Annotated in this window: 16 protein-coding genes; 13 read left to right on the top strand and 3 right to left on the bottom strand. The window is 60.6% G+C overall.

Features of this window, described 5'->3' with window-relative positions; genetic code table 11:
* Positions 1–50: 50 nt before the first annotated feature.
* The 12 genes from plsX (at position 51) to J2T55_RS03185 (ending at position 10,504) form a co-directional block, all read left to right on the top strand.
* Positions 51–1,109 carry a phosphate acyltransferase PlsX gene (gene plsX / locus J2T55_RS03130; RefSeq protein WP_259054180.1) on the top strand — a complete coding sequence of 353 codons (1,059 nt, stop codon included), beginning with the start codon at positions 51–53 and terminating at the stop codon, positions 1,107–1,109.
* The gene (locus J2T55_RS03135; protein ID WP_259054181.1) at positions 1,106–2,074 is read left to right on the top strand and encodes a beta-ketoacyl-ACP synthase III; all 969 of its coding nucleotides are present in this window, start codon (positions 1,106–1,108) and stop codon (positions 2,072–2,074) included. Before plsX ends, J2T55_RS03135 begins: the two co-directional genes overlap by 4 nt.
* 210 nt (positions 2,075–2,284) lie before the next feature.
* Positions 2,285–3,217, top strand: coding sequence for an ACP S-malonyltransferase (gene fabD / locus J2T55_RS03140; RefSeq protein ID WP_259054182.1), 933 nt, complete (start codon positions 2,285–2,287; stop codon positions 3,215–3,217).
* 28 nt (positions 3,218–3,245) lie between these two features.
* The gene (gene fabG / locus J2T55_RS03145) at positions 3,246–3,992 is read left to right on the top strand and encodes a 3-oxoacyl-ACP reductase FabG (RefSeq protein ID WP_259054183.1); all 747 of its coding nucleotides are present in this window, start codon (positions 3,246–3,248) and stop codon (positions 3,990–3,992) included.
* Positions 3,993–4,136: 144 nt separating this feature from the next.
* The gene (gene acpP / locus J2T55_RS03150) at positions 4,137–4,373 is read left to right on the top strand and encodes an acyl carrier protein (protein ID WP_259054184.1); all 237 of its coding nucleotides are present in this window, start codon (positions 4,137–4,139) and stop codon (positions 4,371–4,373) included.
* A 108-nt stretch (positions 4,374–4,481) separates the two neighbouring features.
* Positions 4,482–5,720, top strand: a complete 1,239-nt coding sequence (fabF, locus tag J2T55_RS03155) for a beta-ketoacyl-ACP synthase II (protein ID WP_259054185.1) — start codon at positions 4,482–4,484, stop codon at positions 5,718–5,720.
* 98 nt (positions 5,721–5,818) lie between these two features.
* The gene (gene pabC, locus J2T55_RS03160) at positions 5,819–6,652 is read left to right on the top strand and encodes an aminodeoxychorismate lyase (protein WP_310521966.1); all 834 of its coding nucleotides are present in this window, start codon (positions 5,819–5,821) and stop codon (positions 6,650–6,652) included.
* A 6-nt stretch (positions 6,653–6,658) separates the two neighbouring features.
* Positions 6,659–7,693, top strand: a complete 1,035-nt coding sequence (mltG, locus tag J2T55_RS03165) for an endolytic transglycosylase MltG (RefSeq protein WP_259054186.1) — start codon at positions 6,659–6,661, stop codon at positions 7,691–7,693.
* Complete coding sequence (gene tmk, locus J2T55_RS03170; RefSeq protein ID WP_259054187.1) at positions 7,693–8,319, top strand: dTMP kinase; 627 nt, start codon at positions 7,693–7,695, stop codon at positions 8,317–8,319. Before mltG ends, tmk begins: the two co-directional genes overlap by 1 nt.
* Positions 8,316–9,296, top strand: coding sequence for a DNA polymerase III subunit delta' C-terminal domain-containing protein (locus J2T55_RS03175; RefSeq protein WP_259054188.1), 981 nt, complete (start codon positions 8,316–8,318; stop codon positions 9,294–9,296). The genes tmk and J2T55_RS03175 overlap by 4 nt, the downstream gene beginning before the upstream one ends.
* Positions 9,293–9,652, top strand: coding sequence for a PilZ domain-containing protein (locus tag J2T55_RS03180; RefSeq protein ID WP_259054189.1), 360 nt, complete (start codon positions 9,293–9,295; stop codon positions 9,650–9,652). Before J2T55_RS03175 ends, J2T55_RS03180 begins: the two co-directional genes overlap by 4 nt.
* A 69-nt stretch (positions 9,653–9,721) precedes the next feature.
* Entirely contained in the window at positions 9,722–10,504 is a 783-nt protein-coding gene (locus tag J2T55_RS03185) for a TatD family hydrolase (RefSeq protein ID WP_259054191.1), read from the top strand.
* Positions 10,505–10,877: 373 nt separating this feature from the next.
* Here the strand turns inward: J2T55_RS03185 and J2T55_RS03190 are convergent, their stop codons facing one another.
* From J2T55_RS03190 to J2T55_RS03200, 3 genes are read right to left on the bottom strand one after another with little or no spacing between them, the layout of a single operon-like run.
* On the bottom strand, positions 10,878–11,015 hold the full coding sequence (locus J2T55_RS03190) for a DUF3096 domain-containing protein (protein ID WP_259054192.1): 138 nt from the start codon (positions 11,013–11,015) through the stop codon (positions 10,878–10,880).
* A gap of 47 nt (positions 11,016–11,062) precedes the next feature.
* Positions 11,063–12,199, bottom strand: a complete 1,137-nt coding sequence (locus J2T55_RS03195; RefSeq protein ID WP_259054193.1) for an aminotransferase class V-fold PLP-dependent enzyme — start codon at positions 12,197–12,199, stop codon at positions 11,063–11,065.
* A 6-nt stretch (positions 12,200–12,205) separates the two neighbouring features.
* Complete coding sequence (locus tag J2T55_RS03200; RefSeq protein WP_259054194.1) at positions 12,206–12,925, bottom strand: hypothetical protein; 720 nt, start codon at positions 12,923–12,925, stop codon at positions 12,206–12,208.
* Positions 12,926–13,162: 237 nt separating this feature from the next.
* Here J2T55_RS03200 and J2T55_RS03205 point away from each other — a divergent pair, with 237 nt between their 5' ends.
* Positions 13,163–14,002, top strand: coding sequence for a pirin family protein (locus J2T55_RS03205; RefSeq protein ID WP_259054195.1), 840 nt, complete (start codon positions 13,163–13,165; stop codon positions 14,000–14,002).
* The last annotated feature ends 424 nt before the right edge of the window (positions 14,003–14,426 follow it).

Genomic DNA, 14,426 nt, shown 5'->3' on the forward strand with positions numbered 1-14,426 from the left:
CGGCCCGGTTGACAGCACCAGCGGGTATCCCGGATAGCAACCGCTTCTGCATGACTGATCAGCATTCCCCGGCGCCAGCCAGTACGTTACCTCCGATCATCGCCCTGGATGCCATGGGCGGTGATCATGGCCCAGCCGAGATCGTACCGGCGGCGCTGTCCGTTCTTGAGCGCTATGCAGCCATCACCCTGATACTGGTTGGTCAGCGCGATGTCCTCGAGCCGATCCTGAAGCAGCACGGGGTCGAGGAGTCGGATCGTTTGCGCATCCATCACGCCAGTCAGACCGTGGAAATGCACGAGCTGCCGTCGATGGTGATGCGCAACAAGAAGGACTCTTCCATGCGTGTGGCCATCGACCTGGTCAAGGATGGTGAGGCCAGTGCCTGCGTCAGCGCCGGCAACACCGGCGCACTCATGGCCACGGCGCGGTTCGTCCTGAAAATGCTGCCGGGTATCGACCGCCCCGCCATTTGCGCCACCATGCCCGGCACCAATGGCCCCACGCATTTGCTGGATCTCGGCGCCAATGTCGATACATCCTCCGAACAACTGCTGCAATTCGGCATCATGGGATCCGAGCTCGTCTCGGCCGTGAATAACAAATCCGACCCGACCGTGGCGTTACTGAATATCGGTGCCGAGGAAATCAAGGGCAATGATCAGGTCAAGCAGGCTGCATCGCTGTTAAGCCAGAGCCCGATCAATTACGCCGGCTTCGTCGAAGGCAACGACATCTTTACCGGCAAGGTCGATGTTATTGTTTGTGACGGCTTCGCCGGTAATATTGCTCTCAAGGCAAGTGAGGGTGTGGCAGAATTCATCAGTCAACAGACACGCGCTGAATTCAAGCGCAGTCTGTACGGCAAGTTTGCCGCGTTGCTGTCGATGCCGGTATTGAATGCGATTCGGCACAAGCTTGATCCGCGCCGTTACAATGGCGCCAGTCTGCTCGGTTTGCGCGGCATCGTGATCAAAAGCCATGGCAGTGCCGACCGTGTTTCGTTTGCGCATGCAATCGAGGAAGCGATTATCGAGACACGCAAGAACGTGCCGGAACGCATCTGCAATGAACTTGAAACCGTGCTCAACGAGAGACGGGACAATTGAAAAACGCCCGCATCATTGGCACTGGCAGCTACCTGCCCGAACGGGTGCTGACCAACAAGGAACTGGAACAATGGGTTGATACCAGTGACGAGTGGATTCGGGCGCGCACCGGTATCGAGAAACGCCATATAGTCGCCGACGACGAGACCACCTGCGATCTGGCCGAGCGCGCGTCGCGGGCGGCGCTGGAAGCGGCCGGACTGCAGGTCGGTGACATCGACTTGATCATCGTGGCTACGACCACGCCGGACATGATCTTTCCCAGCACCGCCTGTCTGTTGCAGCAACGGCTCGACATACACGGCTGCGCGGCATTTGATGTACAGGCAGTATGCACCGGCTTTGTCTATGCGCTGGGCGTGGCGGAAAAATTCATCAAGACCGGTTCTGCGGCACGTGCGCTGGTAGTGGGTGCCGAGACGCTGTCGCGCATCCTCGACTGGAAGGATCGTTCAACCTGCGTACTGTTTGGCGACGGTGCCGGCGCGGTCATCCTTGAGTCCAGTGATGAGCCGGGTATCCTGTCGACCCATTTGCACGCCGACGGTGCTTATCAGGATCTGCTGCGCGTGCCGGCAGGGGTGTCACTGAATCCGGAGGTCGTCCGTCGTGGTGAAGCGACCATCGAGATGCAGGGCAACGAGGTGTTTCGCATGGCCGTCAACACGCTCGGTCGCATCGTCGATGAAACCCTGGCAGCCAACCAGCTGACCAAGGCCGATATCGACTGGCTGGTACCGCATCAGGCAAACGTGCGCATTATCGCGGCAACGGCACGCAAACTGAACATGTCCATGGATCACGTCGTGGTGACCGTGGACCAGCATGGCAACACCTCGGCGGCGTCGGTGCCGCTGGCACTCGATGTGGCGGTACGTGACGGTCGTATCAAGCGCGGCGAGTTGCTGATGCTGGAAGCCTTCGGCGGCGGTTTCACCTGGGGCTCGGCACTGGTGCGCTATTGAACAAACCGCAAATGAACGTCAATAAACGCGAATGGTTAATTGAGTCAGGAATGAAGCCCGATACAGCGTCGTTGCCAACATGCATGAATTGCACTGCTTCCTGGCGTACCTGTGTCTGTCGGATGGCGATGATTCATTCAAACGGCGCGACTATTTGCGTTCATTCGCGTGCATTCGCGGACCAGAGATTTTCGATTCGGGAGTAAAACGGTGGCACTTGCATTTGTTTTTCCCGGTCAGGGATCGCAGTCAGTGGGCATGCTGGCCGATCTGCAGCCGGTCAATACGATCATTCACAAGACGTTTGCCGAGGCTTCTGAAGTACTCGGTTACGACCTCTGGCAGCTGGTTCAGAATGGGCCGGAAGACGAACTCAATGATACCCGCCGGACGCAGCCGGCCATGCTGACCGCCGGTATCGCCGTCTGGCGTCTGTGGCAGGCTCGCGACGGTGCACGTCCGGATTACCTCGCCGGTCACAGTTTGGGCGAATACACGGCGCTGGCGGCGGCCGGGGCGCTGACGTTTGCCAGCGCGGTGAAGCTGGTGGAGCAGCGCGGCGAATTCATGCAGTCGGCCGTCCCGGCCGGCGGCGGCGCCATGGCGGCGATTCTCGGTCTTGATGACGCGCAGGTCGCGGCGGTTTGCGAACAGGCTGCCGGAAACGGTCATGTCGCGCCCGCCAACTTCAACGCGCCCGGCCAGGTCGTGATCGCCGGCGATCATGCTGCGGTGGAACGCGCCATCGAGGCCGCCAGGGACGCCGGCGCCAAGCGTGCCGTGGCACTGCCGGTAAGCGTGCCGTCGCATTGTGAGCTGATGCGCCCGGCCGCCGAGCAGCTGGACGCGGCGCTGGCGTCCGTGGACATCCAGTCGCCGGCGATCCCGGTGGTACACAATGCCGACGTCAGTATGCACAGTGATCCGGCGGCCATTCGCACGGCACTGGTGGAACAGCTCTATCGGCCGGTGCGCTGGGTCGAGACGATTCAGATCCTAAAAGACAAGGGTGTCCAAGGTGTGGTTGAATGCGGGCCCGGCAAGGTGCTGGCTGGCCTCGGCAAGCGCATCGATCGCAGCCTGCCGATCCAGGCGATACATGATGCGGCCAGCTTTGAGGCCGTGCTGAATCCGGCGACATAAGAACAAAACAGGGAACGGAGTCAACAACATGGAATCTCTCAGCGGACAGACAGCCCTGGTGACCGGTGCCAGTCGCGGCATCGGCCAGGCGATCGCGCTGGAACTGGGCCGGCAGGGCGCCACGGTGCTGGGTACGGCCACGGCCGAAGCCGGGGTCGAGGCCATCAATGCGACGCTGCGCGAGCACGCTATCGACGGTCGCGGTTATGTCCTTGATGTCGGCCAGGCCGAGTCGGTCAACCAGCTGGCCGGGCAACTGCAGGCCGACGGCCATACGCCGACCATTCTCGTGAACAACGCCGGTATCACGCGTGACAACCTGCTCATGCGCATGGGCGACGAGGAATGGCTGTCGGTTATCGAAACCAACCTGAATTCCGTCTATCGCCTCAGCAAGCTCGTGATCCGCGGCATGATGAAAGCGCGCGCCGGCCGCATCATCAATATCGCCTCGGTGGTGGGCCTGTCCGGTAATGCCGGTCAGAGCAACTACGCCGCCGCCAAGGCCGGCATGATCGGCTTCACCAAGTCACTGGCGCGAGAAGTCGGGCCACGCGGCATCACGGTCAATGCCGTGGCGCCGGGCTTCATCCAGACGGATATGACCGACGGTCTCGGCGACGAGCAGCGCGAAGCGTTGCTGGGCCAGACCGCGCTCGGGCGCCTCGGCCAGGTCGAGGAGATTGCCGGGGCGGTGGCGTTTCTGGCCGGGCCCGCCGCAAGCTACATCACCGGTGAAACACTGAACGTCAACGGCGGCCTGTACATGGCCTGAACCGAACGTAGAATCAACTTTAAGCATTTTATATAACTAATTAATTTGACAAGTAAATATTATCCAGCTTGCAAGTTAATTCCTTTTCCTTAAACTGTACACCGCACTTCGGTCTGTGCACCGTCCCGGGAGGATAGATAAACCATGAGTAGTGTAGAAGAACGCGTCAAGAAAATCGTCGTCGAGCAACTGGGCGTCAAGGAAGATGAGGTGACCATGGAGGCTTCGTTTGTCGATGACCTCGGTGCCGATTCGCTCGATACGGTCGAATTGGTCATGGCGCTCGAAGAAGAATTCAAGACCGAAATACCCGACGAAGAGGCTGAAAAGATCACGACCGTTCAGCAGGCGGTTAACTACGTTAATGCCAGTTCTGAATAAGTCTACCTTGCTGTTTTCTTCCAAGGCCGCGTCCGAGGCTCCCCGCGCGGCCTTTTTCTTAGGTGGCTTTTGTTGATCCGCCGTGAGTCGGTGGAAGGGTAAATCACTGTGACGAAGAGACGTGTCGTAGTCACCGGCCTGGGCATGGTATCGCCCGTTGGCAATACCGTGGCCGAGAGCTGGGATAATATTCTGGCCGGCAAGAGCGGTGCCGCGCCGATCAGTCATTTTGATACCACGGGTTTTTCGGTGACCTTTTCCGCCCCGGTCAAGGATTTGAACCTGGGCGATTACCTATCGCCGAAGGATGCCCGCAAGATGGACCCCTTCATCCATTACGGTATGGTCGCGGGGATCCAGGCATTGGCTGACTCCGGCCTTGAAGTCACCGAGGAAAATGCGCCACGCATCGGCGTTGCGATCGGTTCGGGCATCGGCGGTTTACCGGGCATCGAGAAGGGCACCCAGGCGTATCTCGAAGGCGGCCCGCGCAAGGTCTCGCCGTTCTATGTGCCCAGCAACATCATCAACATGATCTCCGGGCATCTGTCGATTCGTTACGGCCTGCAAGGGCCCAACATCGCCCTGGTGACCGCCTGTACCACCGGTACCCACAGCATTGGTGAAGCCGGCCGCATCATCGAGTATGGCGATGCCGACGTCATGGTGGCCGGTGGTGCCGAGATGGCAACCTCGCCCACTGGCGTGGCCGGATTTGCCTCGGCGAAAGCCCTGTCGACCCGCAACGACGCGCCGGAACGGGCCAGTCGGCCCTGGGATGTCGATCGCGACGGCTTTGTGCTCGGCGACGGTGCCGGTGTGATGGTGCTGGAAGAGTATGAACATGCCAAGGCACGTGGTGCGACGATCTATGCCGAACTGATTGGCTATGGCATGAGCGGTGACGCCTATCACATGACCGCCCCCTCCGAGGATGGCAGCGGTGCCGCGCGCTGCATGGAAAACGCCCTGCGTAATGCTGCCATCAATGTCGACCAGGTGAACTACATCAACGCCCACGGCACCTCGACGCCAGCCGGTGATATCGCCGAAACCCAGGCCATCAAGCGGGTGCTTGGCGACCACGCCCGCAAGGTCGCGATCAGCTCGACCAAGTCGATGGTTGGTCATTTGCTTGGTGCGGCCGGTGGTGTCGAAGCGATCTTCAGCGTGCTGTCATTGCGTGACCAGGTGGCACCGCCGACGATCAACCTGGATAATCCGGATCCGGCCTGTGACCTGGATTACGTGCCGCATACCGCACGTGAGATGCCGCTTGAGGTGGCATTGTCGAACTCGTTCGGTTTTGGCGGCACTAACGGTACGTTGATTTTCAAACGACCCTAGCCTCGTTCGGTAACGGCCTGTCGCCGTGACTTCAATCTGGCCGGAGACTGTATGATGTTCGTGTTTTCCGGCTTCATTACACGGGTTAAACTGCGCGCGTGAACCTGCCTGCATTGATCAATGGCCAGCCTGCGGACTCGATCGCCATTACCGATCGCGGTCTGCAATACGGCGACGGCCTGTTTGAAACCATCGCTGTAGTTGACGGCCGCCTGCTCTGCTGGCCGGAGCACATGGCACGGCTGGAGGAGGGCTGTCGACGCCTCAGCCTGTTGCTTCCGGATACGCAGCAGTTGCATGACGAAGCCCAGCAGGTCGCCAGCGATGCCGGGCGTGCCGTGCTCAAGCTGACACTGACCCGGGGATCGGCCGGTCGCGGTTACGCGCCAGCACCGGCAGCGATACCGAACCGTATCATCAGCCTGCACCCCTGGCCGGAATACCCGCAGCAATACCACACCGAAGGTGTGCGCGTGCGCCTGTGCACCAATCGGCTTGCCAGTAACCCGCTGCTCGCTGGTATCAAGCACCTGAACCGGCTCGAGCAGGTGCTGGCCCGCGGCGAATGGAGCGAACCGGACGTCGCCGAGGGCCTGATGCTTGATGGCGACGGCAATGTTATCGAGGGCACCATGAGCAACCTGTTCGTGGTCCGCCATGGCATTCTGGAAACGCCCGACGTCGTTAACGCCGGGATCGCCGGCATCATCCGTGGTCGGGTACTCGCGGCTGCGCACGATCTTGATATCGATGCCATGATAGCGACCCTGGATCTGCATGATATCGAGGCGGCCGAGGAGCTGTTTTTATGTAACAGCCTGATCGGTATCTGGCCGGTACGCGCGGTGGGCGACAAGACCTTCGCGCCGGGCGCGCTGACCCGGCGCCTCCGGGATTACCTGGTTCGCCAGGACTGGATCAGTCCCGACTGAACATTTATGAAACGCTGGTTACTCCGTATAGCGGTGTTCTGCCTGCTGCTGGCAATGCTGGCGGCGGTCTGGTTATGGCAGGATATGCAACGACAGTTGCATGCACCCATGCCGGTGGCAGAAACGACGACCCTCGAGATCAAAAGCGGCACCAGCCTGCGCGGCCTGAGCCAGGAGCTGGTGGCCCGTGGTTGGCTGGCACAGCCATACTACCTGCTGCTGCACGCTCGCTACACGGGTGACGGCGGCCGTATCAAGGCGGGCGAATACGCGGTAACGCCTGGCACGACGCCGCAGGAACTGCTCGATCAGATCGTCGCCGGCAGGGTTGTCCAGCATACATTGACGGTGGTCGAAGGCTGGAACTACCGTGATCTGCTGCGCGCGCTCAGACGCCACGAGCGCATCGAGAACACGCTGGCGCCGGAGCTCATCGATGACCCGGCCGGTCTGATGCAGGCCCTGCAGCTTGATGACGATCACCCTGAGGGCCGGTTCTACCCGGACACCTATCATTTCCCCAGCGGCACGACCGATGCCGATTTCCTGCGCCGCGCCTATCGCCGCATGGCCGAGACGTTGGCACAGGAGTGGCAAAAGCGCGGCGCGGACCTGCCTTACGATAATGCCTATGAGGCACTGATCATGGCATCCATTATCGAAAAGGAAACGGCGGTGCCGGCCGAGCGCGACGAGATCGCCGGCGTGTTCGTCCGGCGTTTGCAAAAGGGTATGCGGCTGCAGACCGATCCGACGGTAATCTACGCCATGGGCCAGCAGTACGACGGCAATATCCGGCGCAAGGATCTGCAGATTGATTCGCCGTACAATACGTATGTCAGCGACGGCCTGCCGCCGACGCCGATAGCCCTGCCGGGGCGCGAGTCGATCCATGCCGCGCTGCATCCGGCCGCTGGCAGTGCGCTGTACTTTGTCTCGCGCGGCGACGGCAGCCATTATTTTTCCGATACGCTGCGCGAACACAATCGCGCCGTCGCCAAGTATCAGCTCGGTCGCGACATCGACCTGGAAAAGGAATAATGCAGCCGACGGGACTGTTCATCACGCTCGAAGGGGTCGAGGGCGTCGGCAAGTCGACCCAGATCAAGCATGTCGCCGACTGGTTCCGGAAGCAGGGCCGCGAGGTCCTGACCACCCGCGAGCCCGGCGGCAGCCGTGCCGGTGAGGCGATCCGGCAAATCCTGCTGCGTCACAATGATGTCGCGATCAGTGCCGAAACCGAGCTGCTGCTGATATTCGCCGCCCGCGCCCAGCACTTGATCGAGATGATCCGACCGGCCCTGGCTGCCGGCCAGGTCGTGGTTTGCGACCGTTTCACCGATGCCAGCTACGCCTACCAGGGCGCCGGCCGTGGCATGGCCGTGGAACAGATTGCCCAGCTCGAGCAGTGGGTGCAGGAGGACCTGCGTCCGGATCTGACACTGTTGCTGGACGCGCCGGTGGAACTCGGTCTGGAACGCGCCGGCCGCCGCAGTTCGGCGGATCGCTTCGAGGCGGAAACGCTGGCGTTTTTCCAGGCCGTGCGCGAGGCCTATCTCGATATCGCACGGGGTGAACCCGAACGCGTCGTGGTCATCGATGCCAGTGATGATGAAATGACCGTACGCCGCAATATACGCGCCGTGCTGGAGCACGAGTACGCATGACGGTTTACGACATTTATCCATGGCACCGCACAGCCTGGGAACGTCTGCAGCAGCGCGTGGCGTCCGGGCGCCTGGCGCACGGTCTATTATTGACCGCACCGGCCGGTGCCGGCGCGGAAACCTTCGCCCGCCAGTTTGCTGCCAGCCTGCTGGACGCGGCCGGCAGTGAGCGTTCCACGGCATTGCTGGCGGCGGGTTCGCACCCCGATCTCATGATTCAGCAACCGGAAGAGGCGGGCAAGGCGATCAAGGTCGACGCCGTGCGCGAATTGATCGAATTCGTCAGCCTGACGGCGCAGTACGGTGCGCGCAAGGTGGCCGTCATCCTTGAGGCCGAGGCGCTGAACCGGCACGCCGCCAACATGCTGCTGAAGACGCTCGAGGAACCGCCAGCCCAGTCGCAGCTGATCCTGGTCAGCGCCCAGCCGGCACTGTTGCCGATTACCATTCGCAGCCGCTGCCAGGTAGTCGATCTGACGCCGGTGATGGATGAACAGGCGGAACGGTGGCTGCAGCAGGAGACCGGCGGCAAACAGGCCGACAGCGGCCTGCTTCTGGCCATCTCCGGTCAGGCACCGCTGGCGGCCCGCGATCTGACCGGCGAAGACGGTCTGCCGCTGCGCGATCAACTCATCGTCGATCTGGCCGATCTGCGCGCCAAGCGCAGCGATGTCGTGGCCGTGGCCGAACGCTGGAACAAGGCCGGCGCGCTGAGCGTCTACCGCTGGCTGTACCGGCTCACCCGTGACCTGGTGCGTTGCCGGGTGCTCGATGCCAGTGCTGCGATCAATCGCGACCAGTCTCAACGCATTGCCAACTTGACGGCCGGGCTGTCCTTGAGGCAAGTTATCAATTACCACGATTTAGTCATTAAGAATTATCGGCTTTTAACGGGACCGACCAATCCCAATAGTGCCGTACTGCTGGAGGACTTCATTCTCCACTGGCAGGGCACGGTGGAGACGCAACAGCCATGAGTGTACCCGGTGGACGTGATCCCAGGCAGGGCATTCTGTCCCTGACCATACGCGACAAGAGTGCCCTGTATGCCGCCTACATGCCGTTCGTTAAAAACGGCGGTCTGTTTATTCCCACTTCGAAAACCTACAAGCTGGGCGACGAGGTGTTCATGTTGCTGACGCTGATGGACAGCAAGGAAAAGATTCCGGTTGCCGGCCGCGTCGTCTGGATAACACCGCGCGGTGCCCAGGGCAACAAGACCCCCGGCGTCGGCGTGCAGTTCAGCGAACTCGACAAGGGCGCCACCCGCAACAAGATCGAAAACCAGCTCGCCGGCGCCCTGAAGTCCGATCGCGCCACACATACAATGTAATTTACGTCCCTCGTCGCTCGTGCCTCGTCACTCGAGGGACGAGGTACCAGTAACGAGGAACGCACACGCATGTTAGTCGATTCCCACTGCCATATTCCGCTGATGGATGACGCCGAGGCCGACGCGGTGTTGGCCGAAGCGCATGCCAATGATGTCGGTCACCTGCTTTGCGTGGCCGTCGATCTGGAAACATATCCGGGCGTGCTGGCATTGGCGCAGCGTTATCCCGAGGTCTTTGCCTCGGTCGGCCTGCACCCGAATCACGAAACCACAAGCGAGCCGACGGTGGAACAGCTGATCGAACTGGCCGCCGACCCGGACGTGGTCGCGGTTGGTGAAACCGGGCTGGACTATTTCCGCAGTGAAGGCGAACTCGAGTGGCAGCGCGAGCGTTTCCGCACTCATATACGTGCCGCAAAACAGGCAGCCAAGCCGCTCATTATCCACAGTCGCAACGCGCCGGCGGACACGATCCGGATACTGCGGGAGGAGGATGCCGCCGAGGTGGGTGGTGTCATGCACTGTTTCGTCGAGGACCAGGCCACTGCCGAAGCCGCCATGGCAATGAATTTCTACATTTCCTATTCCGGTATCGTCACCTTCAAGAATGCCCGGCAGGTGCAGGCCGCCGCCCGCGAGGTGCCGCTGGAACGGTTACTGGTGGAAACTGATGCGCCGTACCTTGCGCCGGTACCATATCGTGGCAAACCCAACCAGCCGGCCTACGTGCGGCATACGGCAGAATTTCTCGCCGAACTGCGCGGCGAGGACTACACACAACTGGCCGAACAGACCAGCCGCAACTTCTTTGATCTGTTCCGACATGCCCGGCCGGTATCTGGTTATTGGTGATTGGTTAATTGGCAGGAGCGGCGAGGGCGCCGCGAACTTCAAACAGTCATTGCGAGGAGCAACGCGACGAAGCAATCTCGCCGAGGTTGCCGCGGCACTAGCGTGCCTCGCAACGACGGGTTGAATCAACTTTCGGCCCGTGGTCGGGCCTGCATGGTTGACGGGTTATTAGTGATTGGCAATGCTTGTTTTCGTGGGAGCGCATTGTAATCCGTAAACCCTTCAGCGCATGTTTCACCGAATAAATTCGGCTCTTAACAGAGGCTCGGTAACTGCCAATCCCCGGCACCTTGACAAACAATGACGCTGAATCATGCTTTTCAGTCACCAGGTAAGAGCGGCGAATCCGCCGCGAAAGCAGTAACCAGCCAGCCTAAAGATTAAATAGGCCGACCACCCCGACCAGGATGAGATACAGCGCGATGATGTAGTTCAGCAGCCGCGGCTGAACGAGGATCAGTATGCCGGCGATCAGTGCTACCAGCGGTACGAGTTCGAAGTGTACGGTCATGTCTCATCTCCTGTTGCTGTTGTTGTTATGGTCAGCCACATACTCTATCAACACAGTTCCCTTATCAAGGTGACGGCCTTGTCAATTTTTTCCCGCGGCGTGTAGAAATGCGGCGACAGGCGAATGCCGCCGCCGCGGGGTGCGCAGATTACATTGTTTGCCATAAGCCGTGCATGCAGATCACCGGCATCCCGATCAGGGATGCGGAAGGTGACGATGCCGGCATGTCTTTCCCGGTTCGCCGGCGTGATCAGCTTAGCGCCTGGCACCGAGCGTAACTGCGCCATGGTGTAGGCGGCATTGTCCAGAACCTGCTGTTCAACATTCGCCATGCCGACATCCTGTAACAACGACAGACTGGCACTGAAAGCGTAAATGCCGAGCATGTTCGGACTGCCGCACTCGAAGCGCCGCGCGCTCGCGGCCGGACGCCATTCGCGCCGGCTATAGTCACCCATGTGCTGGACCATGTGCCAGCCGAATTCGTGCAGCTTGAGTTGGTAACGGTGCTCGGCCGCGCAGTAGAACGCGGCAATGCCTTCCGGCCCCAGTAACCACTTGTGCGCGTCCGCCATGACGAAGTCCGCCTGAATGGCCTGTACATCCAGGCTTTGGGCGCCAAGACTCTGGATTGCATCGACACAGAAGAGGATGCCATGCTCGCGACAGAAGCGCCCGAGCCGGGCCAGTTCGAGTTTCAGACCGCTGCCGTACTGTACTGAACTGACGGTCAGTACCCGGGTACGCCCGTCGCAGGCATCCATCAGCGCCTGCTCTGGATCAGTGACTGTCTGCAGGTCGACTTCGCGGAACTCGACGCCAAAGCGTTTCTGCGCCTCCCAGACGATGCGATTGGAAGGGAATTCCTCGTTGCTGCTGACCACGTTTTCGCCGTAACGCCAGTCGAGTCCGCCGGCAACCATTGACAGTGCCTCTGATGTGTTCTTGACCAGCGCGATGTCATCGACCGACGGCGCATTAATGAGGTCGCCGAGTTGCTGGCGCAGTTCAGCATCCCGGGTCAGCCATTGCTTGTAGCCGGCAGCGCCGCGCTGGCAGTTCTCCTGGGCAAATGCCTGCACGGCCGTCGCGGTACGCGTTGGCCAGGGTGCGACGGCGGCGTGATTGAGATAGACAAGATCCGGGTCGAGCGGGAATTCGGCCGCCAGTTGTTCGGCATTCATCGGTGGCTAGTTCTGGTCCGGGCTGACGTTGAATGTGGTTTTGTCGATACCGGTGTTGCCGGTTGCCGGGTCGTAGGCATAGACAGTGATTTCATAGCTGCCCGGCTGTTTCAGGCGCAGTGTGCCAGCGAACTGGCTGCTGGTGCCAGCATAATCGAGCACCTGTTCGCCGCTGGTCTCGCCGTTGCGCCGGATTAATGCCGTCACCTCGTACTGATCGGCATCCCACAGGCCGCCGGGCGTGACGGGACAACCGCACATCATCGTTACGTTGGCCGCGACAGGCACCTCGACAGGCGTGCCGCGCAGGCTCTTGTGCGCCGGCGGGTCGAGTATGTCGACGACAAAGCCGGGCATTTCAAGCAGCCAGCCGTTACCGCCGGTGACATGCTTGCCGGGTACGACCCAGCGGGTCGCGGAGACGGTATTCATGGCCTGCCGCTGGGCGAGAGGGCCGCGGGCCGTGACCCGGATTTGACGCGGTTCGTTCAGGTCGAGTGTGGCGCGGTAGCGCGCGGCCGCGTACGTGGCGACGACGCCCGCGCGTGGATGATGCTGCTTCATGATGCGATCGGTATCGCCGGTGCCGCCCGTGGTCTTGCCGAGGGCCAGCAGTTCACCGGTGTCGGCATCGTGCAGGGTGATTTCGACACCGCCCATGCTGGTGCCGATGAACTTGGCGCCCTGGCTGAGTACACGCACGTCGATATGGGTCTCGAGCGCCATTGCCGTGTTGCTCGCTAGTATCAGGACGATTATAACGAATATGTTATAATTTATTGATTTTAAAAGATTGTTATGTTTTGAAAATGACATTGTTCCTATGCTCCATGATGCCGTGAGCGGGGTTAGCAGGCTGTATTGTCAGGCATGATGTTCGATCCGCTGAAATCATGCCATGCTCATACCTGAGACCCGCATCGGCGGCCAGTGATTCAGCCATTAGTCGAGGTTTATCGAAACATGAATATCCAGCAGGTTTATCGCGGTATTCCCACCCAGGACGGCGCCGGCGTGTCGATTCGTCGCGCCATCGGCAGTCACCTCGTGCGCGAGATCGATCCATTCCTGTTGCTGGATGAACTGCATTCCGACAATCCGGACGACTACCTGGCCGGTTTTCCCAGCCATCCGCATCGCGGCTTTGAAACGATAACCTACATGCTACAGGGCAATATCCGCCACAAGGACAGCATGGGCAACGAAGGCCTGGTTGGCAGTGGCGGTGTGCAGTGGATGCGCGCCGGTCGCGGCATCATTCACTCGGAAATTCCGGAACAGTCAGAAGGCCTGCTGTGGGGATTCCAGATCTGGGTCAATCTTCCCGCCGCCGACAAGTTCGGGGCGCCGGCACATTACGACCTGCCGGCTGATACCATCCCGGAATTCGAAACGCCAGCCGGTGCCCGTGTGCGGGTGATAGCGGGATACACTGATGACGGCCGGGAAGGACCGTTACAGCGTTCGGATATCGACCTGCAGCTGTTTGATGTGCGACTGCCCGCTGATCGCGGTTTCAGCTGGAGCGTTGCGCCGGGGCATACGCTGCTGGTGTATGTCTATTCCGGCGAACTGGTGACACCGCCGGCGCGTTATCCACATGGCGCGCTGCTGGTCATCGATGCGAGCCAGGACTGGCAGCTGGTTGCAGGTGAAGAGGGCGCCGGTGTGCTGTTGCTGGCCGCGCGCCCGATCGGTGAGCCCATCGTCCGTGCGGGTCCCTTCGTGCTCAACACCGAAGCCGAGCTGCGCCAGGCGATTGACGACTTCCAGAACGGCCGATTGGTTTCATCTGACGGATAGGCGGTAAGATTCCGGATAGCCCCTGCGGGGCTTCCGGAATGACGTGGTTTTGCTAAATCGCGGCATTGGTCTTTCCGTCATTCCGGCCGACCGCAAGGGAGAGCCGGAATCTCCAGGTCATACCAAGCGAAGATTCCGGATAATTGCTTCGCAATCTGTTGTGCATGCGTCGAAGGGTTCACGGATTATGGTTCGCTCCCGCAGAAACCGGCTATTACCAACCGCAACCACTCCGTGGAGGCCCGACCCCGGGCCGAAAGTTGATTCAACCCGTCGTTGCGAGGCACGCTAGTGCCGCGGCAACCTCGACGGGATTGCTTCGTCGCGTTGCTCCTCGCAATGAACTGTGCCTGAAGTCAAGCGTATTCGGCCGAATAAGGCCGGTTGGTTGTGGCCACGGCAAAGGCCTGCCGCAGCAGTTTAT

This window comes from Methylohalomonas lacus (genome assembly GCF_024808875.1).
Lineage (GTDB): Bacteria > Pseudomonadota > Gammaproteobacteria > Methylohalomonadales > Methylohalomonadaceae > Methylohalomonas > Methylohalomonas lacus.

What these genes read in the sequence shown, in the direction of transcription:
- mltG (WP_259054186.1), top strand. Translation starts at nt 6,659, where the DNA reads ATGAAACGCTGGTTACTCCGTATAGCGGTGTTCTGCCTGCTGCTGGCA.
- J2T55_RS03200 (WP_259054194.1), bottom strand. Translation starts at nt 12,925, where the DNA reads ATGGCGCTCGAGACCCATATCGACGTGCGTGTACTCAGCCAGGGCGCC.
- J2T55_RS03195 (WP_259054193.1), bottom strand. Translation starts at nt 12,199, where the DNA reads ATGAATGCCGAACAACTGGCGGCCGAATTCCCGCTCGACCCGGATCTT.
- plsX (WP_259054180.1), top strand. Translation starts at nt 51, where the DNA reads ATGACTGATCAGCATTCCCCGGCGCCAGCCAGTACGTTACCTCCGATC.
- acpP (WP_259054184.1), top strand. Translation starts at nt 4,137, where the DNA reads ATGAGTAGTGTAGAAGAACGCGTCAAGAAAATCGTCGTCGAGCAACTG.
- J2T55_RS03185 (WP_259054191.1), top strand. Translation starts at nt 9,722, where the DNA reads ATGTTAGTCGATTCCCACTGCCATATTCCGCTGATGGATGACGCCGAG.
- J2T55_RS03175 (WP_259054188.1), top strand. Translation starts at nt 8,316, where the DNA reads ATGACGGTTTACGACATTTATCCATGGCACCGCACAGCCTGGGAACGT.
- tmk (WP_259054187.1), top strand. Translation starts at nt 7,693, where the DNA reads ATGCAGCCGACGGGACTGTTCATCACGCTCGAAGGGGTCGAGGGCGTC.
- J2T55_RS03180 (WP_259054189.1), top strand. Translation starts at nt 9,293, where the DNA reads ATGAGTGTACCCGGTGGACGTGATCCCAGGCAGGGCATTCTGTCCCTG.
- J2T55_RS03190 (WP_259054192.1), bottom strand. Translation starts at nt 11,015, where the DNA reads ATGACCGTACACTTCGAACTCGTACCGCTGGTAGCACTGATCGCCGGC.
- fabG (WP_259054183.1), top strand. Translation starts at nt 3,246, where the DNA reads ATGGAATCTCTCAGCGGACAGACAGCCCTGGTGACCGGTGCCAGTCGC.
- J2T55_RS03205 (WP_259054195.1), top strand. Translation starts at nt 13,163, where the DNA reads ATGAATATCCAGCAGGTTTATCGCGGTATTCCCACCCAGGACGGCGCC.